This window comes from Seohaeicola sp., from assembly GCF_048006315.1.
GTDB lineage: Bacteria > Pseudomonadota > Alphaproteobacteria > Rhodobacterales > Rhodobacteraceae > Seohaeicola.
On the sequence record NZ_CP180350.1, the window covers coordinates 1,785,248 to 1,803,925 of the forward strand.

Below are 18,678 nucleotides of genomic sequence, written 5' to 3' on the forward strand. Positions count from 1 at the left end.
TTCGGATCGCATATTCCCGACGCTTTGCGCCATGCGCACTGAACCCCGGGTTGACCCGTTTTCGGCATAAGGCACGCCCTCCCGGACGCGGCATTACTGGACAATGCGGAAAGCTGATGCAATAGTCAAGCAAACGATTGCTTGGTGAATTGACTGTTGCTAGTAAGACGGCGCGAAACACACTAGATGCAACCAAAAAGTGAATCGCGCCAGGCATGACCGGGAGGAGCCCTTGAACAACCCGTTGAAATCGGCGACGGCGTATTACGATCCGACGCTTCCACAAGTGGTCAGGAACCCCTACCCCTCGCTTCTGGCGCTGCAACGTCACGATCCGGCCCATTGGAGTCCCAAGCTGAAAGCCTGGGTCCTGACACGCTATGACGATGTCAAGGTGGCCCTCACCTCGACCGAGATGTCGGTCGACCGGATCAAGCCCTTCTATGAGAACCTGCCTGCGGCAGAGAAAAGCGTTCTATCCGAACTGATGCGCTATCTGACGCTGTGGCTGGTGTTCCGTGATCCGCCCGAACATACCCGGCTGCGCCAGTTGATGAGCCGCGCCTTCACCATGCGCGCGGTCGAAGTGCTGCGCCCCGGCGTGGAAAATATCTGCGACATGCTGACGGATCGGCTGCCGCGCGGGCAAGCTTTCGATTTCGTCAACGATTTCGCCATGCAACTGCCCGCGATGGTCATCATGGACCTGCTTGGCGTGCCGCGGGACCACATGTTCCACCTGAAATCCTGTTCCGACCGGATGCAGCTGTTCATCGGATCGGCGCGCAATGCACCCGACAAGTATGAACGCGCAGCCGAAGGCGCGCAGGAGATGGCAGCCCTGTTCCGGGGTCTGATCGCAGAGCGCAGGGCCGAACCGCGCGATGACCTTATCTCGGCCTTCATCGCCGCGCGCGAAGCCGATGACGCCATGACCGAGGATGAACTGGTCGCCGCCTGCATGCTGGTCATGTTCGGTGGGCATGAAACGTCCGCGAACCTTCTGGCCGGGGGCATGGCCAAGTTCATCGCCCATCCCGAAGCGGCACGGTTGCTGGCTGACAAGCCCGAGCTTGCGAAATCCGCGGTCGAGGAATGCCTGCGGCTGGATGGCCCGTCCGGGTCCATGGCGCGGCTGGTGGCGACAGAGCATCGGCTGCATGACAAGACCCTGCGCCCGGGCGAGCGTGTCTTTGCCATGATCAACATCGCCAACCAGGACCCCGATGTGTTCGTTCGGCCTGATGAATTCGACATCACCCGCAAGCCGAACCGGCACCTGACATTCGGATATGGTCCGCATTTCTGCATGGGTGCGGCCCTGGCGCGGCTGGAGGCCGAGGTGACCTTTCCCCGGCTGGTTCAGCGACTGCCGACACTGAAGCTGGCGCAGGAACCTATCGAATGGCATGCAACCATCATCATGCGCGGTCCGCGCGTCATGCCGGTGGAATTGCACTGACGCGCATCATCCTTGCGGATAACGTTCCGCAACAGCAAAGGATAGGAACACCATGGCAGAGACAGTCATCGCTGGCGGCATCCGCAGTGCGCTGGGGGCATTCGACGGGTCCCTCAGCGGGATCGAGATGACCGACCTGGCGGCGACTGTGGCCGCCGGCTGTATCGCGCGGGCAGGCATCAACGGCGCCGACCTGGATCACATCGTGCTGGCGTCCACCGTGCCATCGGGGCGCGACAGCCTGTTCGGCGCGCGCGTCGTCGGGATCAAGGCCGGGTTGCCGGAATCCTCCGGGGCGCTGGCGGTGGTGCGGGCCTGCGCCTCGGGTCTGCAAGCGATCCTGTCGGCAGCGCAACAGGTGGACAGCGGCCATTCGCGTCTGGCGATCGCGGGCGGTGCCGAAAGCTATTCCCGTGTGCCGCACGCCGTCACCACCCTGCGCGGCGGGGTCAAGCGGGGGCCTGCCGTGATGGAGGACATGCTGGACTGGGCCTATCGCTGCCCTTTCAGCCAGGAATACATGGGCGAGACAGCCGAAAACCTGGCCGAAGATTACGCACTGACCCGCGCCGCAATGGACGACTGGGGCGCGATGAGCCAGAGCCGCGCCCTTGCGGCGCAGGCCTCGGGCTTTCTGGCGCGGCAGATCATGGGCGTTGATGTGGCCGACCCCAAGGCGGGCAAGGGTGCCATGCGGATCTTCGATACCGATGAATGCGTGCGCGCCGATGCCACGCCGGAAAAACTGGCCCGCCTGCGTCCGGCCTTCCGCGCGGGGGGCAAGGTCACGGCGGGCAATGCCTCGACCGTGAATGATGCCGCGGCTTTCGTTCTGGTGGGCGACCGTGCCACGCTGGAGGGCAAGGGCATTGCACCGCGCGCCCGTATCGTCGACTGGACCGTCGTGGGGGTGCCGCCCCGCATCATGGGCCATGGCCCGGTGCCCGCGATCCGCGCATTGCTGGACAAGCAGGGCCTGCGGATGGCCGATATCGACTATGTCGAGATCAACGAGGCCTTCGCCGCCGTGAACATCCATGCCGAGGCGCAGCTTGGCATCCCGCGCGAGATCCACAACCTTTACGGTGGGGGCATCAGCCTTGGTCATCCGCCCGGCGTCACCGGTGTGCGGATGTGCCTGACCGCGATGCAGCACCTTGAGGATACAGGCGGACGCCGCGCGATCCTGTCGATGTGCCTGGGTGCCGGTCAAGGCATGGCCATGCTGATCGAGAGGGCATGATGCAGACGCTCTACGAAGCTTTGGCGCAGATCGTCGCAGCTTACGGAGAGCGGCCATTTCTGTGCGTGCCCCCGCGCGCCGGCCGGCCCTACCTGCCGCAAGGGACCGAGATCAGCTTTGCCGGGATGCTGGGCGCGGTGGACACTTTGGCCGATGCATGGGCAAAGGCTGGCTGGGGGCCGGGGCATCGCGTGGCGCTGGCGCTGGACAATCATCCCGCCCATGTGATGCATTTCCTGGCGCTGAACCAGCTTGGCGTGTCCCAGGTCCCCGTCAATCCCTACTACCTGCACCACGAGATGGCGTATCTGCTGGACCATTCCGCCGTGAACATCGCCATCAGCCTGCCGTGGAACCGGGCCAAGATCTCGGATGTGTCGGATATTCCCGTGATGGTCTGGAGCGATGACAGCATACCGGCGGAATTCACACCTCCGCCCGCGCCACGGCCCGCGCAGGATGGACAGCCCGGCCTGAACACCGAAATCGCGCTGATCTATACCTCCGGGACAACCTCGCGCCCCAAGGGGGCGATCATCGACAATGACTATGCCTTTGCGGTCGGGCGGATGTATGCGGGACATGGCGGTGCGCTGACGGTGCGCGACGGGGTTGAACGGATCTTCATTCCCCTGCCCTATTTCCACGTCAACGCCGGGATCAACACGATCGCGATGGCGCTTCTCAAAGGCGTCTGCCTGATCGTCCCGGACAGGTTCCACGCCGAGACATGGTGGGACGATCTGGCGGCAAGCCGCGCCACGGCGATGCATTATCTGGGGATCATCCCGCCTGTCCTGATGAAGGCGCCACCACGTCCACAGGACAGGACTCATGGTTTGCGCTATGGCCTTGGCGCGGGGCTTGACCCTGCGATCCACCGCGCTTTCGAGGAACGGTTCAACCTGCCCATGGTCGAGGTCTGGGGCATGACCGAGACGGGGCGCTTTCTGGCCGATTGCCATGAGCCGCGCCAGATCGACACCCGCGCCTTTGGCCGCCCGCTGCCTGAACATCTGCTGGCCAGGGTGGTGGACGATGCGGGGCGCGAGGTGCAGCGCGGCACGCCAGGCGAGCTGGTCGTGCGCGCGCCCGGCCCCGATCCGCGCCAAGGCTTCTTCAAGGGCTATCTCAAGAACGATCAGGCGACCGAAGAGGCCTGGCGCGATGGCTGGTTTCACACCGGCGATGTGGTGACACAGGCCGAAGACGGGATGCTGATGTTCGTCGAACGCGCCAAGAACATCATCCGTCGCTCGGGCGAGAACATCTCGGCCGCCGAGGTCGAGAATGCGCTGATCGACTGCCCGGCCGTTGGGGCTGTCGCGGTGATCGCGGTGCCGGACGCCATGCGCGATGAAGAGGTTTTCGCCGCCATCGTGCCCGCCCCCGGACATGCGCCGGGACAGGCGACAGCCATGGCCGCTCTGGACTTCGCCCGAGACCGTCTGGCCCATTACAAGTTGCCGGGCTGGATCGTGTTCCGCGACAGCCTGCCTGTGACCGGCACGCAGAAAGTGCAGAAACACCGCCTTTACCCTGACGGGGCCGATCCCTGCGCCGATCCGGCCGCAATGGATCTGCGCCACGCAAAGGCGACCATCAGAAAGGCAAGAGCATGAGCGGACCCGATACCGGCAGGGTCGAGGTGACCCGGGATGGCGCGATCGCAGTGATCCGGTTTTCCAACCCACCCGAAGGGTTCATGGACGAGGGTACCGAAGCCGGGCTGACCGCCGCGCTCGATCAGACCGAAGCTGACAGCAGCGTCCGTGCGGTGATCCTGACCGGCGGGCAGGAGGGCGTCTTCATCCGCCACTACGATGTCCGCATCCTTGAGGAACGCGCGCGCAAGATGGCGGCGCGCGGGATGGTCTTCACCCCTGACAGGCCCGTGCCGGAACCGGCGCTGCATCGCGCCATGCGCCGGATCGAGGACAGCGCGAAACCCCATATCGCGGCGATCAACGGGGCAACGATGGGCGGCGGGTTCGAACTGGCCCTGGCCTGCGACATCCGCCTTGCGCAGGCGGGGGACTATCCCATCGGCCTGCCAGAGGTGAACCTTGGCATCCTGCCGGGGGCCGGCGGCACACAACGCCTGCCGCTGCTGGCCGGGCAGGCGCGCGCGCTTGAATACTGTCTGACGGGTCGGACCTTTGCACCGGACGAGGCCGCGGCGGCCGGGCTGGTCAATGCCTGTGTCACCGGTCCCGTTCTGGATCACGCGCTGGCGATGGCCCGCCGGATGATCGCCAACCCGCCGCTGGCGCTGGCGCATATCAAGCGGCTGATCCGTAGCGCCAGTCCCGATCCGGACCGGATGGCACTTGAGCGTACGTTGTTTTGCGACCTCATGGTGCAGGACGAGGCGATCGAGATCATGGCCCGGATGAACCGCAACGGCGGCGACATCCGCAATCCCTGATCAGGCAGGACCAGTATGGAACCGGGTCGTGATCAGCACCTTGCCGTCGCGCCCTTCGCGGGCGGCATGGGCCACGGCCTCGGCAGCGCGTTCAATCGGGTAATGCGCATCGACCTTGGCACCGATTCGCCCCTCGCCCAGCCAAGCCACAAGCTGGGCATAGACCTGCTTGATCCGCGCGGGCCCTGCCGTGGCGAACCATGACGCCAGCCAGAAGCCGCGCAGGGTCAACCCGCGAAATACCAGGTCATGCGCGCTGAGGCGCGGGCTTTCGCCGGACAAGAGACCGTAATTGACGACCGTGCCCCGATCCGCCACGGCGGCTGCCAGACGCTCGGTCGCGGCGCCACCGATGGCATCCAGCGCCAGACGCGCCTTTGCGCCATCGGGCAAACAGGGCGCGGGCCCGGTGCCATCGTCCACGATCACGACCTCGGCGCCCAGCGCGCGCAACGCCTGTGCCGCCCCCTCGCGTCGCACCACGCAGGCGATCCGCAGGCCCAGCGCGGCGCCGACCTTGACGACATTCTGCCCGACGGCCGAATTGGCCGCGTTCAGGATCACCCAGTCACCCGCCTGCAGGGGCACGATATCCTCGAGCATCACCAGCGCGGTCGCCGGGTTCGCCTTGAGCATGGCCGCCTGATCCAGATCGACATCGGCGGGCAGCGGCACTACATGGCGCGCCGGCAACGTAACCTGTTCGGTCCAGGTATTGCCTGGCATCGGCATCACGATATCGCCGGGCCTGAGCGTGACATCGGGCCCTGCGGCGCTGATGCGGCCCACCCCCTCGCTTCCGGGCACAAAAGGTGCTGGCGGACGCACGCCATAAAGCCCCTCCAGCATCAGCAGATCAGCCGGATTGATCGTCACGATCATCATGTCCACCGTCACTTCGCCGGGTCCAGGCGCGGCTGGTGCCGATTTTGTCGTGACAGCAAGCTCTGTCAGGCCATTTCCTGTTGCTTCAATGGCGCGGATGGTGTTTTCGCTCATGTCGAACCTGCTTGCGGAAGATAGTTAACAATCGTTCGTTCGTCAGCTATATCGACATGACCCCACCCGCGCAACAACCCCTGTTCCACACAAGAACAAGACAGGCTCGACCATGACAGACCCAGACACAGAGACAACAGCGCCAGGCAACAGGCGCGAGGAATTGCTGGACCGCGCCGGGGAGTTGATGGCCGCGAAGGGCTATGACGGCACGTCAATGCGCGATATCGCCAGCGCCGTCGGCATGTTGCCCGGTTCGCTCTACTACCATTTCGAGTCGAAGGAAGCCCTGTTCCTTGCCCTGCACCAGCGTGTTGTCGCGGTGATGGAGGCGCGCGTCAGCGCGGCCTTGGCTGCGGCGGATGACGGCGATTTCGGCCCCTGGGACCGCCTTGAGGCGGCCGCCACGGCACATCTGGAAGGGTTGATCGAAACCGGCAACCTGGTCGCGATCGTGTCCCCGGAATTCCTGGGAGAGCGTGAGGGGATCAGCGCCCAGATCCGCGTGGAGCGGCGTCGCTACGAGCAGATATTCCGGGATCTGTTCAGTGCCTTGAGCCTGCCGCAGGACGTGGATCGCACGCTGTTGCGGCTGCATCTGTTCGGCGCGCTGAACTGGGCTCCGATCTGGTTCGATACGGCCAGGGGACATGACGCGCGCACCGTGGCCCGCCAGATCATGGGCGTGTTCCGCACGGCCTATGAAGGCAAGGGCGCCTGATTTCAGACCGTTGCGGCGAACCTTGCGGACAGCAGATCCAGATCCACGCGGATTTCGGGACGGATCGCACCATGCCGGGGCGCATCGCGCAGGGTGGTGAACCAGTGATCCGGCGGGGTACGCCCGCGCCGGTTGCCCCGCCAGACCAGACCGCGCAGCACATCCTCGGCCTCGGGGGGCAACCTTTCGGGTATCTCCTGCCCCGTCAGGGTAGCCCACACACCCGTCCAGGCGCGACCGACGGACCAGGGATTATACCCGCCGCCGCCCAGAACCAGGTAACGGTTGGTCAAGGCACCCAGCGACGCGACAACCGACCAGAGCGCCCCATTGGACAAGGTCAAACGTGACTGCGGGTCTTCGGCCAGCGCATCAGCACCGCATTGCAGCACAATCGCGTCGGGGGCGAAACGGGCAACTGCCGGAAGGATCAGCCGATCACGGATCAGCGCCATCTCGGTGTCGTTCAACCCCTTGGGCAGCGGCAGGTTGAACACATTGCCCGCCCCCGCATCCGTCAGCGCGCCGGTGCGTGGCCAGCGGTTCACCTCATGGGTCGACACCAGCAGAACATCGGGATCATCGCGAAAGGCATGATCCACCCCGTCGCAATGGTGCGCGTCGATATCGACATAGGCGATGCGCCGCAGGCCCTGGCGGCGCAGCGACAGGATCGCCAGAACCGGATCGTTGAAATAGCAAAACCCGTTGGCGTGATCCGGCATGCCATGATGCGTGCCACCTGCCGGTGCATAGACGACGCCGGGTCGCGCCAGGATCTCGCCTGCAAGCAGCGCACCGCCTGCCGATGTGGCAGGGCGGCGAAACACCTCGGGAAAGACCGGGTTGGCGTGGGTGCCGATATTGTGGCGCGCGCGGACTTCGGGCGTGACCTGCCCCTCGGATTCGGCCTGTTGGAGGGCCGCGATATAGGCCGGATCATGCCAGAGCGCCAAGGCGGCGGGCTTGGCCCGCGGGCTGGTGACATAGGCGGATGCGTCCAGCCATCCCAGGGCACGGGACAGGTCCATGACCGTGGACACGCGCGGCACACGCAGCGGGTGCCAGTCGCCGTAACTGGACCCTCTGTAAATCTCAGAGCCGATGAAAAGAGGGGGATTCATGTGCGCATGAGGCAGGCCGTTCTGATCAGCCCTTGGCCAGCATCGCCTCGATCTGGCTGGTGATCCGGCCCGACAGCGGCTTGACCGGCGAGCCGAATGTGCCCGCGACACTGCCATCGGGTGCAATCAGGACCTTGTTGAAGTTCCATCCCGGCACGAAACCTTCGGTCCGCGAAAGCCACTGGTAGAATGGGTGCGCCGACGCCCCCTTGACCGAGGTGATCGTGGTCATCGGAAAATCCAGCCCGAAATTGACCTCGCAGAACTCGGCGACTTCGGCATCGGTGGCCAGTTCCTGGCGGAAATCGTTGGACGGCACGGCAAGCACCACAAGGCCACGATCCCTGTAGCGATCATAGAGCGCCTGAAGTTCGTCATACTGCCCGGTATAGCCGCAGCGCGATGCCGTGTTCACCACTAGAACGGGCTGACCGCGCCAATCGTCCAGGGACAAGACACCACCGTCGATGGAATCGAACATGAACGTGCCACGCGCATTCGCGGGGTAGGTCAGGATCACCGAAGCCACGGCCAACAGCATCGTAAGAAGGATGGCAGGGTAGGTTTTCTGCAGAAGGGTCATCAGTTCAGGCTTTCGCGTCGAGGATCAATGGCCACGGCCGGACTCGTCTTCGGCTTGCAGGGACAGATAGGCGATATCGAACTGCTGTCCAGTGACGCGGCACATGATCGGCAGTTTGTCGCAGATCACCCAAACATGCGCCATGCCTTGCCATTGGCGGCACTTCGGCCCCAGATGGCGCAGCAGGACCGAATAACAAGGGAGGGATGCAGAATGCTGGACAGGCTCGAGACGATCGTGGGCCCCGCCAATGTGGTGAAGGGGGCCGATCTGGCAAAATGGTCACGCGACTGGACGGGCGTCTACACATGGACGCCGCTGGCCGTGGTGCGGCCCGGGTCCACCGCCGAGGTGGCCGCAGTGCTACGCCTTGCCAATGACACCGGCACGGCTGTCGTTCCGGTGTCCGGCAATACCGGGCTTGCCGGTGGCACCAAGGCCGAAGGGGCGATCATGCTGTCGCTGGACCGGATGAACCGTATCCGCGAGGTGCGCCCCGAGGCACGGATCGCCATCGTCGAGGCCGGTGTGATCCTGTCCAGCCTGCACGATGCGGCGAATGCCCATGACCTGATCTTTCCACTGACCTTCGGTGCGCGCGGCTCGGCCATGGTCGGCGGCTTCCTGTCGACCAATGCGGGCGGGTCCAACGTGCTGCGCTATGGCAACACCCGCGATCTGTGCCTGGGCCTGGAGGTCGTCCTGCCCAGCGGCGAGGTGATGGACCTGATGAGCGAACTGCACAAGGACAACTCTGGCTACAACCTCAAGCACCTGATGATCGGGGCGGAAGGGACGCTTGGCATCATCACCGCGGCCGTTCTCAAGCTTGCTCCGAAACCGCGCGCCTATGCCACGGCGATGGTTGCGGCTCCTTCGCTGGATCAGGCGCTGGTGCTTCTGAACCGCCTGCGCGAAGCGACGGGTGGCGGGGTCGAGGCCTTCGAATTCATGCCGCGCGCCTATATCGAGGGGCATCTGGAGAAGTTTCCCGGTGCCAAACCCCCGTTCGAGCAGATGCATGACGTCAATATCCTGGTCGAGGTCGGTGCGACAGCGCCACGCGACTGCACCCCCGGCCCGGACGGGCGCGTGCCGGTTTCCGTACACCTGGAGGAAGTCCTGGAGGGCATGTTCGAAGAGGGCATGATCCTTGATGCGGTCGTGGCCCAGTCAGAGGCCCAACGCGCCGAGATGTGGCAACGCCGCGAGGCGGCGGCTGAAATCGCGTTGACGCGGCGACCGATCGTGAACAATGACGTGGCCGTGCCGCTGGACCAGGTCGCCGTGTTCCTGTCGCGCATTCACGACCGGCTGAACGTTCTGGACAAAGGCGCGAAAGAGCTGATCGTCTCGCATCTGGGCGACGGCAACGTGCATTATACCGTCTGGCCGATCTCGCAGGACCCGGACGTGCATGATGCGATCATGGAAGCAGTCGAGGATGTGGTTCTGGAACTTGGCGGCAGCTTTTCGGCCGAACATGGAATTGGCATGTCCAAGCTGCCCTCGATGGCGCGACGCAAGAACAAGGTGGCGCTGGCCGCGATGCGCGCGATCAAGAGGGCGCTTGATCCCAACGGCATCCTGAACCCCGGCAAGGTCTTGCCAGGCTGACACCTGCGCCTCCGGCGGGGATATTTCGGGCAAGAAGAAACGGCGGGCGCTGATCAGCGCCAGTCGAAAAATCCCGGACCTGCCTGCTTGAGCAAGGATTGCGCCATGTCTCGCGCCATGTCGGGCGCGTCGGCAATCGTGCAGCTACGGTCATCGGCGATCTTTTCAGACCCGTCCGGGCGCAGCACCTCGCCACGCAGGCGCAGGGTGGTTCCGTCGAGTTCTGCCAGGCCCGCGATCGGCGTCTCGCAGGACCCGTCCAGCGTGGCGAGGAAGGCGCGTTCGGCAGCCAGACGCTGACCGGTTTCGGTGTGGTGGATCGCCTCGAGCATGGCGGCGGTGTTGGTGTCATCGGCGCGCCGCTCGATCCCGATGGCGCCCTGCGCGACGGCAGGCAGCATGTCATCGGGCGAAATGGCACCACGCGCCACATGGGCCATGCCGAGCCGGTTCAACCCGGCCTGCGCAAGGAAGGTGGCGGCGGCCACGCCATCGGCCAGCTTCTTGAGCCGGGTCTGCACATTGCCCCGGAATTCCACCACTTCCAGATGCGGGAAGGCATTCAGAAGCTGCGCCCGACGGCGCAGCGAGGACGATCCCACGCGCGCCCCTGCGGGCAGATCCTTGAGCGAGGCCACATCCTGCGCGACGAAGGCATCGCGCACGTCCTCGCGCGGCAGATAGGTGTCCAGCAGCAGCCCCGCCGGCTGCAAGACCGGCATGTCCTTCATCGAGTGCACGGCAATGTCGATGGACCCGTCCAGCAGCGCCTCCTCGATCTCGCGGGTGAAGAGGCCCTTGCCCCCGATGTCCTTGAGCGGCCGATCCTGGATCGCGTCGCCCGTGACCTTTATGACCACGATTGCGAAAGCCTCTTCAGGCAGGTCGAAGGCCGCCATGAGGCGCGCGCGCGTCTCATGCGCCTGAGCCAGAGCCAGCGGAGAGCCACGGGTGCCGATCTTCAGCGGTGAGGCGGGTGTGGGGCGTGTCAGAGTCATGAGACAGTTGTTAGTCATGTAAAGCTGACCTGACAAGCACCAGATGCTTGACATCCTTGCGCCCAAAGGGGACGAAACTGTCAACCGAAGGGAACAGATATGACCGATAAAACGATTTTGCGGGCACTTGCCGGGGAAACGCTGCCCACTCCGCCGATCTGGATGATGCGTCAGGCGGGCCGTTACCTGCCGGAATACCGCGCCACGCGGGAAAAGGCCGGGGATTTCCTGTCGCTGTGCTACAACAGCGAACTGGCCGCAGAAGTGACCCTGCAACCGATCCGCCGCTATGGTTTCGATGCGGCAATCCTTTTCGCGGATATCCTGCTGGTGCCGCAGGCGCTTGGGGCGGATCTGTGGTTCGTCACCGGCGAGGGGCCGCGCCTTTCCACGATCACCTCTCAGGCAGGGGTCGATGCGCTCAAACCCGTTGAGGCGATTTACGAGACGCTGAACCCGGTCTACGAGACCGTGCGCATCCTGAGCCGCGAATTGCCGCGCGAGACGACGCTGATCGGTTTTGCCGGCGCGCCGTGGACCGTGGCGACATATATGATCGCAGGGCAAGGCACGAAAGACCAAGGCCCGGCCCATGCGCTGAAGGCCGGGAACAGGCCGGTGTTCGAGGCGCTTCTGGCGCGGATCACGGCGGCCACGATCGAATACCTGTCCGCGCAGATCGACGCGGGCGCCGAGGTCGTCAAGCTTTTCGACAGCTGGGCAGGATCGCTCAAGGGTGCCGATTTCGACGCCTATGCTCTTGAGCCCGCGAAGGAGATCATCGCGGCTCTGAAGGCGCGTCATCCCGGCATCCCGGTCATCGCCTTCCCGCGCGAGGCAGGCGAGAAATACATCGGCTTCGCACGCGCGACAGGCGCCGATTGCGTTGCCGTGGATGATTCGGTCACCGCCGAATGGGTCGCGCAGCATGTGCAGCCCGACAGCTGCGTGCAGGGCAACCTCAAGTCATCGCATATGGTGACAGGTGGCCAGGCCCTGGTGGACGAAACCCGGCGCATCGTGCAGGCACTGAAGAACGGCCCGCATATCTTCAACCTTGGTCATGGAATCACGCCGGATGCGGATCCGGCCAATGTCCAGCTGATGATCGACACGGTGCGCGGGGGCTGACGCCCCCCGCATCACGCGTCGGGATGGGTCAGACCCATTTCGCCAAGGGCGGCAGGCTCATCAGCACGGCATTGGCGTCATGCCCTGTCTCGAGGCCGAATTTCGTCCCCCGGTCGTAGACCAGGTTGTACTCGGCATACAGGCCGCGATGGACAAGTTGGACATCCTTGTCCGCCTCGGTCCAGGGCTGGGTCCGACGTTTTTCGACCAGCGGCAGGTAGGCGGGCAGGAAAGCCCGCCCGATATCCTGGATCAGGCTGAAATCCGCGCCCCAATCGCCGGTATTGTGATCGTCCAGGAAGATGCCCCCGACCCCGCGCGCGCGGCCACGGTGCGGCACGAAGAAATACTCGTCCGCCCATGCCTTGAGGCGCGGGTAGTGCCCTTCGCCGTGCGGGTCCAGATGCGCCTTCTGCACCGCATGGAAATGGTCGGTATCCTCGGCATATTCGATACAGGGGTTCAGGTCGGATCCGCCGCCGAACCACCATGCACCCGGCGTCCAGAACATGCGCGTGTTCATGTGCACCGCCGGGCAATGCGGGTTCTGCATATGCGCCACAAGGCTTATGCCGGAAGCCCAGAAGCGCGGATCATCCGCCATTCCCGGAACACCGCGCGCAGCCATCGCTTTCTGCGCGCGCGCGCCCAGCGTACCGTAGACGGTCGAGATATTGACACCAACCTTCTCGAACACACGGCCGCCGCGCATGACGCTCATCAGGCCGCCACCGGCATCCGATCCATCGTCCGAGGACCGCCGGGTTTGTGTCACCTCGAACCGACCAGCTGGCAGATTTGCCGTGGGGCCTGCGGTCTGGCTATCCTCCAGCGCCTCGAAAGCGGCCACGATATCGTCGCGCAACTGGCGGAACCAACCGGCGGCGGTGTCTTTCTCGGTCTGCATGGCCGTGGCGATGGTCGAGGTCTGGGTCATCAAGGCGTCCTGTCTGGTTTTGGTCTACACTCCCGGAAAACCTAACAGCCGACAAAGCCCAACGCCAGAACCCCGTGATGTCCCCGCCCGCTTCTTCTTGCCGGAAATATCCCGGGGAAGTCCGCAGGACGGGGGCAGCGCCCCCCTGCGACCTGCGGATCAATGCGCGGGCGCGATGACCGGGTCCAGAAGGCCGCGACCGCCATCAACCGTCATGATCTGCCCGGTCATGAAGCTGGAACAATCGGACGCCAGATACTGCACCGCTTCCGCCAGTTCGGAGGGTGGCGCGATACGACCCAAGGGCGTGCGAGCGATGATCTGGTCGCGATAGTCGGGGTTGTCCTTGATCGCGGCCTTCAGGCTGGCCGACATGACGGACCCGAAAGCCACGGCATTGACCCTGATGCGGTGCGGCGCCAATGCCAGCGCCAGCGATCGGGTCATCTGGTCCAGCGCGGCGGTCGAGATGGAATAGCCCATAAGGTCCGGATGGGTCCGCTGCGCCGCAAGGCAGGAGATGTTGACGATCGTACCCGCCGTCTCGACCTCTTCGAGATCCTCGGCCTGCTTGATCATCCGCCGCGCGACCATCTGCGACAGCCTGAGCGAGGTCAGCAGGTTCTGCTCCAGCAGCGTATCGACCGATGTATCCTCGGGGTCGAGAGCGTCGGTCGTCACGATCTGGCGCGCACCGTTCACAAGGATATCGACCCGGTCGAAGGCGTCGATGGTGGCAGACAACAGGTTGGCGATGGTCAGCCGCTCACGCAGGTCACCCGCGAAATAACGGTGGCTGTTGCCATCCTCGTTCGGGCCCAGCTCCTTGCGCAGGCGATCCTCGTCGAGATCCGCAAAGACGACATTGGCGCCCTTGTCCAGGAAATGCCTGCCGATGGCATGGCCGATTCCATAGGCGCCTCCGGTGACGATGGCGGTCTTGCCGCTGATGGAAAAGGACATGTCGGATCTCCGTTGTTCCGGGAAAGCTAGCCGATCTCAGCGTCGCTGGCGAGACCGTGGCGCCGTGGGGCGCGCCGCCGCAAGAATCTTGAACCGGTTGTCACCGGCAAGTTCGCTGACCTCTGCGAAGTGCTGCGCCAGTGCGGTCTCGTAGGGCAAGTGCCGATTGGCGACAAGCCAAAGCCGGCCCTGTGCGGTCAGCATGGCGGCGGCGGCGGCGATAAAGGCGCGGCCAAGGTCGGGATCGGCGGCGCGGCCGGTGTGAAAAGGCGGGTTCATCACCACCGCATCCACAAGGTTGTCGGGACGCCATGTCGTTGCATCCGCCCAGTGAAACCGCGCGCGAGGGTCGGCCAGATTGGCACGGGCACAGTCCAGCGCAACATGATCCGCCTCGACTAGGTCAAGGGTGCGCACCGTGTCGCGCGCCAGGATCCGGGCTGCCAGATAACCCCAGCCCGCCCCCAGATCGACCAGATGTGCGCCCAGCTCTTCCGGCAGGCTGTTCGCCAGCAGGCGCGAGGCCGGATCGATCCCGTCAGCCGAAAACACCCCCTCGGCAGTCACGAAGCCGCCTTCGACAGGCTGCGGCCCCCGCGCATGCCAGTCGGCGGGCATTGGCTGCGCCGCAAACCACAGCATCTTGCCATGGGCCTTGGACAGCACCATCGGCGACAGGCCCTGTGCGCGCAGGTCGCGCAGCATCGATTCGATTCCGTCGGTCTTTTGCCCATCCACGATCAGCAGACCGCCCGTCCCGACAAGATCGGCGGCCTGCGCCAGAAGCGCGCGACCCTGCGCCTTGGCGCGCGGCAAGCAGACCAGCGCCACCGCACAGGATTCTTGGGGCGCGCGTGCACAAGGATAGCCTGCTGCGGCAAAGGCGTCATGATCCGGCTTGAACCCGGTGATCACCGTGACCCTCTCGGTTGGCAGACTGGACAGATCGGTTCCCGCCCTGGGGCCGAATACGGCAATCATGCCGCCATCGGGCAGGGTCAGGTCGCCACCCGCAAGGGCCAGCGACAGGCGCTCGGACAACATATGATTATTCTTTTTCCATGGTGCATTGCAGCGGGTGCTGATGCCGCCGGGCGAAATCCATGACCTGGGTCACCTTGGTTTCCGCAATCTCGTGGCTGAACACGCCAACCACGGCCAGGCCCTTCTTGTGGACAGTCAGCATGATCTCGAAGGCCTGGGCATGTGACATGCCGAAGAACCGTTCCAGCACATGCACGACGAATTCCATCGGCGTATAGTCGTCATTCAGCAAAAGCACCTTGTAAAGCGGCGGACGCTTTGTTTTCGGCCGTGTCTGAAGCACAACCGAGGCATCGCCGTCGCTGTCTTTCTTTTCAGACATCATGATAGGCCGCTGGATCATCTGGCGCTGCTTCGCTTTCGCATTCATGCTGAGTTTTGGCTTTGATGGTTTATATAACCTCAATGGCCCGATAGAAAAGAGGCTGCTCCGGGATCGATGGGCAAGAGATGCAGAATCTGACCACAATCGGCTTTGATGCGGATGACACGCTTTGGCAGAATGAACGGTTCTTCCGGCTGACCCAGGCACGTTTTGCCGACCTCTTGCGCGACCATGCAGAGCCCGAACATCTGATGGAGCGCCTGCTTGCCGCAGAACGCCGCAACCTTGGCCACTACGGCTTCGGCATCAAGGGGTTCGTTCTGTCGATGATCGAAACGGCCATCGAGGTGACCGAGGAACGGGTTCCCGCCAGCGTGATCGGCGAGTTGATCGCCGCCGGACAGGACATGCTGCGTCACCCGATCGAACTGCTGCCCCATGCAAAGGGCGCGATCGAGGCCCTGTCAGGCACCCATCGCGTGATTCTGATCACCAAGGGGGATCTTCTGGACCAGGAGCGGAAGCTGGCGCAGTCGGGGTTGGGCGATCTGTTTCACGGTGTGGAAATCGTCTCGGACAAGACGCGACCGGTCTACGAGGCGATTTTCGCCCGCCATGGCGACGGGGCGGCGCGCGCGATGATGGTGGGCGATTCCATGCGCTCGGATGTGGTGCCGGTGATCGAGGCGGGCGGATGGGGTGTCTTTGTCCCGCATGGTCCGGCCTGGGATCTCGAAAAGGCAGATCCCCCGGCGCAGGCCCCCCGCTTTCATGAACTGGGCACCCTCGCAGAGCTGCCCGAACTGGTGCATGGCATCGGCTGAAAAACCGGCAAATGAGTGCTGAAAGGGGTCTTTTCCCGATTTCGGCATGCGCGCCACAAGGCGCGCAAGGCGGCGCAGGGCGCAAATACAACCATACCGGTTGTTATGCGATCCAACTGTACCACAACATGTTGCGGCCAAAACCTGAAAGCCACACAGCCAAACCAAGAAAGCCTATAGAAATGAACACTTTATTCAGCGCAACTCATGTGGTAACCTGAAAACATAAAAATTGACCGACCGAAACATCGGCGGCGTGAGGCAGAAGGCAGTGACAATGAAGGTTCGGCGCAGGCAGCCGGCCCGATACGGGCTATTTATATTCACGGCACTTTGGTTGATCGTTGTGCTTCCGTTCAGCGTGCGGGCCGCGCCCTATGCCGCGCTGGTGATGGATGCACGCAACGGCGAAGTCCTGCATGCCGAGAATGCCGATACACGGCTGCACCCCGCCTCGCTGACAAAGATGATGACGCTCTATGTCGCCTTCCAGGCGATCGAACGGGGCGAGATCAGCCTTGATACCGTCGTGACAATTCCCGCCGCCGCCGCAGCCGAGCCGCCCAGCAAGCTTGGCTTGCGCCCGGGACAGAAGATCAAGCTGCGGTACCTGATCCGCGCGGCTGCGGTCAAATCCGCGAATGACGCGGCACATGCCATCGGCACCGCCGTCGAAGGGTCCGAGGCCGCCTTTGCCCGCCGCATGAACCGGACGGCCGCCGCCATGGGCATGACCCGCACGACCTTCAAGAACATGCATGGCCTGACGGAAGAAGGGCATATGTCGACGGCCCGCGACATGACGATCCTGGGCCGTCACCTGCTCTATGACTTCCCTGAATATTACAATCTTTTCTCGCGCCGTTCGACGGATGCGGGGATCGCGCAGGTCAACAACACCAATCGCCGCCTGCTGGATGCCTATCGCGGTGCAGACGGGATCAAGACCGGTTACACGCGGGCCGCAGGGTTCAACCTTGTCGCGTCGGCAGAGCGGGGCGACACGCGTATCATCGCCACGGTCTTTGGCGGACGCTCGACCGTATCGCGCAACCAGCGCGTCGCGGAACTGCTGGACCTCGGCTTCAAGAAGGCCCCGTCGCGCGTGGCGCTGCGCAAGCCGGTCAAACCGGATGCCGTCCCGGGTCGCGGCCCCGGCCAGGGCGATGTGGAAACGCAGGTCGCATCCGCTGGCAGCGGCGACACGGGCCGGCCGGCTGCCGGCAAGACGATCCGCCTGGTCACGGCTGTCTCATCCAGCCTGCGCCCCGTCGCACGCCCCGGACAGGACATGCCTGCCCCGGTTCTGGTGGCCCTGAAAGACGATATCTCGCAGGCCTTGAGCGAAGTTGCGGCCCAGACAGCAGCACGCGAAGCCGCCGCCGCGCAGACGGCCCCGGCCGCATCGGAAGTGGCCGTCGCGGTATCGCTGACACCGCCTGCCGCCATTCCGGACCGCCCCGCGGCTACACCTGCGGAAGATCCGGCACCCGAGGTTCTGGCCGAAGTCGAGACCGAGGGCACGGATGAAGAGCTTGCCGCATTGACCGAAGCCGTAGTGACGGCGACGGGCACGCCCAGCGCGGCGCCTGCCGCACCTGTTGCCAACGCGGCCCTGGCTGCGATCAAGCCGCGCGCGCGCCCCGAGGGGCTGGTCGTGCTGGCAAGCCTGCCCGCGGACAGCACCGCCCAAAGCGAGACGCAGGCCACCGAAACCGCGCAAGCCAGCCAGGCCAGCCAGGATCCCGAAGTCGTGACGCGGCTGAGCACATCGGGCGGGCGCCACTGGGGCATCAACGTCGGCCGCTACGGCAACCGCCACGCCGCCGAGAAGATCCTGCTGCAGACAGCCCTGACCGAGATCAACACGCTGGACGGCACCCTTCGCAAGGTCGTGCCGGGTGGCGGCGGGTTCGACGCCAATTTCATGGGAATGACACGGGAAACGGCCGATCTTGCCTGCCGCAGGTTGCAGGCCCGCCAGATCCAGTGCTTCATGATCGGGCCAAGCTGATCACGCCTTGACGGGATCAGGGGGGGCTGTCTGCCCCCCCAACGTCTCACTCTGTTCGACGTCCCCCCCGAGGATATTTGCGGCAAGAAGAAGCGTCTGGCGCCGTTCAGGGTTTGGGATGGTCGTCCCAGTCGTTGTTGAGAATGCGGCGCGCGTCGCCTTCGGGGTCGTCATACTGGTTGCTGCGCACCGTGTAGAGGAAGGCCACAAGGCCCACGCCCCCCAGCAGCAGGGATATCGGGATCAGGTAGGACAGAACTTCCAT

The 18,678-nt window shown here is 64.3% G+C and carries 18 protein-coding genes; 9 read left to right on the forward strand and 9 right to left on the reverse strand.

Annotated elements, in window-relative coordinates; genetic code table 11:
• Positions 1-244: 244 nt before the first annotated feature.
• The 4 genes from ACMUJL_RS09015 to ACMUJL_RS09030 are packed head-to-tail and all read left to right on the forward strand — an operon-like array spanning position 245 to position 5,133.
• A complete protein-coding gene (locus ACMUJL_RS09015) occupies positions 245-1,462 on the forward strand; it encodes a cytochrome P450 (protein WP_068294358.1) in 1,218 nt (405 codons plus the stop codon).
• A 52-nt stretch (positions 1,463-1,514) separates the two neighbouring features.
• On the forward strand, positions 1,515-2,705 hold the full coding sequence (locus ACMUJL_RS09020) for a thiolase family protein (RefSeq protein ID WP_375568834.1): 1,191 nt from the start codon (positions 1,515-1,517) through the stop codon (positions 2,703-2,705).
• Positions 2,702-4,327, forward strand: coding sequence for an AMP-binding protein (locus tag ACMUJL_RS09025; RefSeq protein ID WP_375568832.1), 1,626 nt, complete (start codon positions 2,702-2,704; stop codon positions 4,325-4,327). The genes ACMUJL_RS09020 and ACMUJL_RS09025 overlap by 4 nt, the downstream gene beginning before the upstream one ends.
• A complete protein-coding gene (locus tag ACMUJL_RS09030; RefSeq protein WP_375568830.1) occupies positions 4,324-5,133 on the forward strand; it encodes an enoyl-CoA hydratase/isomerase family protein in 810 nt (269 codons plus the stop codon). The genes ACMUJL_RS09025 and ACMUJL_RS09030 overlap by 4 nt, the downstream gene beginning before the upstream one ends.
• On the opposite strand, the gene ACMUJL_RS09035 is transcribed toward ACMUJL_RS09030, so the two are convergent.
• The gene (locus ACMUJL_RS09035) at positions 5,134-6,132 is read right to left on the reverse strand and encodes a zinc-dependent alcohol dehydrogenase family protein (protein ID WP_375568828.1); all 999 of its coding nucleotides are present in this window, start codon (positions 6,130-6,132) and stop codon (positions 5,134-5,136) included.
• A 112-nt stretch (positions 6,133-6,244) separates the two neighbouring features.
• Here ACMUJL_RS09035 and ACMUJL_RS09040 point away from each other — a divergent pair, with 112 nt between their 5' ends.
• Positions 6,245-6,853: a TetR/AcrR family transcriptional regulator gene (locus tag ACMUJL_RS09040; protein WP_068293724.1), complete on the forward strand. Its 609-nt coding sequence runs from the start codon at positions 6,245-6,247 to the stop codon at positions 6,851-6,853.
• Between the two features lie 2 nt (positions 6,854-6,855).
• On the opposite strand, the gene ACMUJL_RS09045 is transcribed toward ACMUJL_RS09040, so the two are convergent.
• Complete coding sequence (locus ACMUJL_RS09045; RefSeq protein WP_375568825.1) at positions 6,856-7,977, reverse strand: acetoin utilization protein AcuC; 1,122 nt, start codon at positions 7,975-7,977, stop codon at positions 6,856-6,858.
• A gap of 25 nt (positions 7,978-8,002) precedes the next feature.
• Positions 8,003-8,560 carry a glutathione peroxidase gene (locus tag ACMUJL_RS09050; protein ID WP_068293728.1) on the reverse strand — a complete coding sequence of 186 codons (558 nt, stop codon included), beginning with the start codon at positions 8,558-8,560 and terminating at the stop codon, positions 8,003-8,005.
• A 213-nt stretch (positions 8,561-8,773) separates the two neighbouring features.
• Between ACMUJL_RS09050 and ACMUJL_RS09055 the strand changes: the two genes are divergently transcribed.
• A complete protein-coding gene (locus ACMUJL_RS09055; RefSeq protein ID WP_375568823.1) occupies positions 8,774-10,177 on the forward strand; it encodes an FAD-binding oxidoreductase in 1,404 nt (467 codons plus the stop codon).
• Between the two features lie 53 nt (positions 10,178-10,230).
• On the opposite strand, the gene hemC is transcribed toward ACMUJL_RS09055, so the two are convergent.
• Entirely contained in the window at positions 10,231-11,175 is a 945-nt protein-coding gene (gene hemC, locus ACMUJL_RS09060; RefSeq protein WP_068293737.1) for a hydroxymethylbilane synthase, read from the reverse strand.
• A 99-nt stretch (positions 11,176-11,274) separates the two neighbouring features.
• Between hemC and hemE the strand changes: the two genes are divergently transcribed.
• Entirely contained in the window at positions 11,275-12,306 is a 1,032-nt protein-coding gene (gene hemE / locus ACMUJL_RS09065) for a uroporphyrinogen decarboxylase (RefSeq protein WP_416914230.1), read from the forward strand.
• 28 nt (positions 12,307-12,334) lie between these two features.
• Here the strand turns inward: hemE and hemF are convergent, their stop codons facing one another.
• The 4 genes from hemF to clpS form a co-directional block, all read right to left on the reverse strand.
• On the reverse strand, positions 12,335-13,243 hold the full coding sequence (gene hemF / locus ACMUJL_RS09070) for an oxygen-dependent coproporphyrinogen oxidase (protein WP_375568821.1): 909 nt from the start codon (positions 13,241-13,243) through the stop codon (positions 12,335-12,337).
• Between the two features lie 159 nt (positions 13,244-13,402).
• Complete coding sequence (locus ACMUJL_RS09075; protein WP_068293745.1) at positions 13,403-14,206, reverse strand: SDR family NAD(P)-dependent oxidoreductase; 804 nt, start codon at positions 14,204-14,206, stop codon at positions 13,403-13,405.
• A 36-nt stretch (positions 14,207-14,242) separates the two neighbouring features.
• Positions 14,243-15,250: a class I SAM-dependent methyltransferase gene (locus ACMUJL_RS09080; RefSeq protein WP_375568818.1), complete on the reverse strand. Its 1,008-nt coding sequence runs from the start codon at positions 15,248-15,250 to the stop codon at positions 14,243-14,245.
• A gap of 4 nt (positions 15,251-15,254) precedes the next feature.
• Complete coding sequence (gene clpS / locus ACMUJL_RS09085) at positions 15,255-15,620, reverse strand: ATP-dependent Clp protease adapter ClpS (RefSeq protein ID WP_375568816.1); 366 nt, start codon at positions 15,618-15,620, stop codon at positions 15,255-15,257.
• A gap of 80 nt (positions 15,621-15,700) precedes the next feature.
• Here clpS and ACMUJL_RS09090 point away from each other — a divergent pair, with 80 nt between their 5' ends.
• Together ACMUJL_RS09090 and ACMUJL_RS09095 are read left to right on the forward strand one after the other, a co-directional pair.
• A complete protein-coding gene (locus tag ACMUJL_RS09090; RefSeq protein ID WP_068293751.1) occupies positions 15,701-16,399 on the forward strand; it encodes an HAD family hydrolase in 699 nt (232 codons plus the stop codon).
• 277 nt (positions 16,400-16,676) lie between these two features.
• Complete coding sequence (locus ACMUJL_RS09095; RefSeq protein WP_375568813.1) at positions 16,677-18,413, forward strand: D-alanyl-D-alanine carboxypeptidase family protein; 1,737 nt, start codon at positions 16,677-16,679, stop codon at positions 18,411-18,413.
• Positions 18,414-18,519: 106 nt separating this feature from the next.
• Here the strand turns inward: ACMUJL_RS09095 and ccoS are convergent, their stop codons facing one another.
• Positions 18,520-18,678 (reverse strand): cbb3-type cytochrome oxidase assembly protein CcoS, encoded by a 159-nt coding sequence (gene ccoS / locus ACMUJL_RS09100; RefSeq protein ID WP_375568811.1) that lies wholly within the window; start codon positions 18,676-18,678, stop codon positions 18,520-18,522.

Coding starts and splice junctions, on each gene's coding strand:
- ACMUJL_RS09040 (WP_068293724.1), top strand. CDS start 6,245: ATGACAGACCCAGACACAGAGACAACAGCGCCAGGCAACAGGCGCGAG.
- ccoS (WP_375568811.1), bottom strand. CDS start 18,678: ATGGAAGTTCTGTCCTACCTGATCCCGATATCCCTGCTGCTGGGGGGC.
- ACMUJL_RS09035 (WP_375568828.1), bottom strand. CDS start 6,132: ATGAGCGAAAACACCATCCGCGCCATTGAAGCAACAGGAAATGGCCTG.
- ACMUJL_RS09090 (WP_068293751.1), top strand. CDS start 15,701: ATGCAGAATCTGACCACAATCGGCTTTGATGCGGATGACACGCTTTGG.
- ACMUJL_RS09020 (WP_375568834.1), top strand. CDS start 1,515: ATGGCAGAGACAGTCATCGCTGGCGGCATCCGCAGTGCGCTGGGGGCA.
- ACMUJL_RS09080 (WP_375568818.1), bottom strand. CDS start 15,250: ATGTTGTCCGAGCGCCTGTCGCTGGCCCTTGCGGGTGGCGACCTGACC.
- ACMUJL_RS09055 (WP_375568823.1), top strand. CDS start 8,774: ATGCTGGACAGGCTCGAGACGATCGTGGGCCCCGCCAATGTGGTGAAG.
- ACMUJL_RS09050 (WP_068293728.1), bottom strand. CDS start 8,560: ATGACCCTTCTGCAGAAAACCTACCCTGCCATCCTTCTTACGATGCTG.
- ACMUJL_RS09030 (WP_375568830.1), top strand. CDS start 4,324: ATGAGCGGACCCGATACCGGCAGGGTCGAGGTGACCCGGGATGGCGCG.
- hemC (WP_068293737.1), bottom strand. CDS start 11,175: ATGACTCTGACACGCCCCACACCCGCCTCACCGCTGAAGATCGGCACC.
- hemE (WP_416914230.1), top strand. CDS start 11,275: ATGACCGATAAAACGATTTTGCGGGCACTTGCCGGGGAAACGCTGCCC.
- hemF (WP_375568821.1), bottom strand. CDS start 13,243: ATGACCCAGACCTCGACCATCGCCACGGCCATGCAGACCGAGAAAGAC.
- ACMUJL_RS09075 (WP_068293745.1), bottom strand. CDS start 14,206: ATGTCCTTTTCCATCAGCGGCAAGACCGCCATCGTCACCGGAGGCGCC.
- ACMUJL_RS09045 (WP_375568825.1), bottom strand. CDS start 7,977: ATGAATCCCCCTCTTTTCATCGGCTCTGAGATTTACAGAGGGTCCAGT.
- ACMUJL_RS09025 (WP_375568832.1), top strand. CDS start 2,702: ATGATGCAGACGCTCTACGAAGCTTTGGCGCAGATCGTCGCAGCTTAC.
- ACMUJL_RS09095 (WP_375568813.1), top strand. CDS start 16,677: ATGAAGGTTCGGCGCAGGCAGCCGGCCCGATACGGGCTATTTATATTC.
- clpS (WP_375568816.1), bottom strand. CDS start 15,620: ATGAATGCGAAAGCGAAGCAGCGCCAGATGATCCAGCGGCCTATCATG.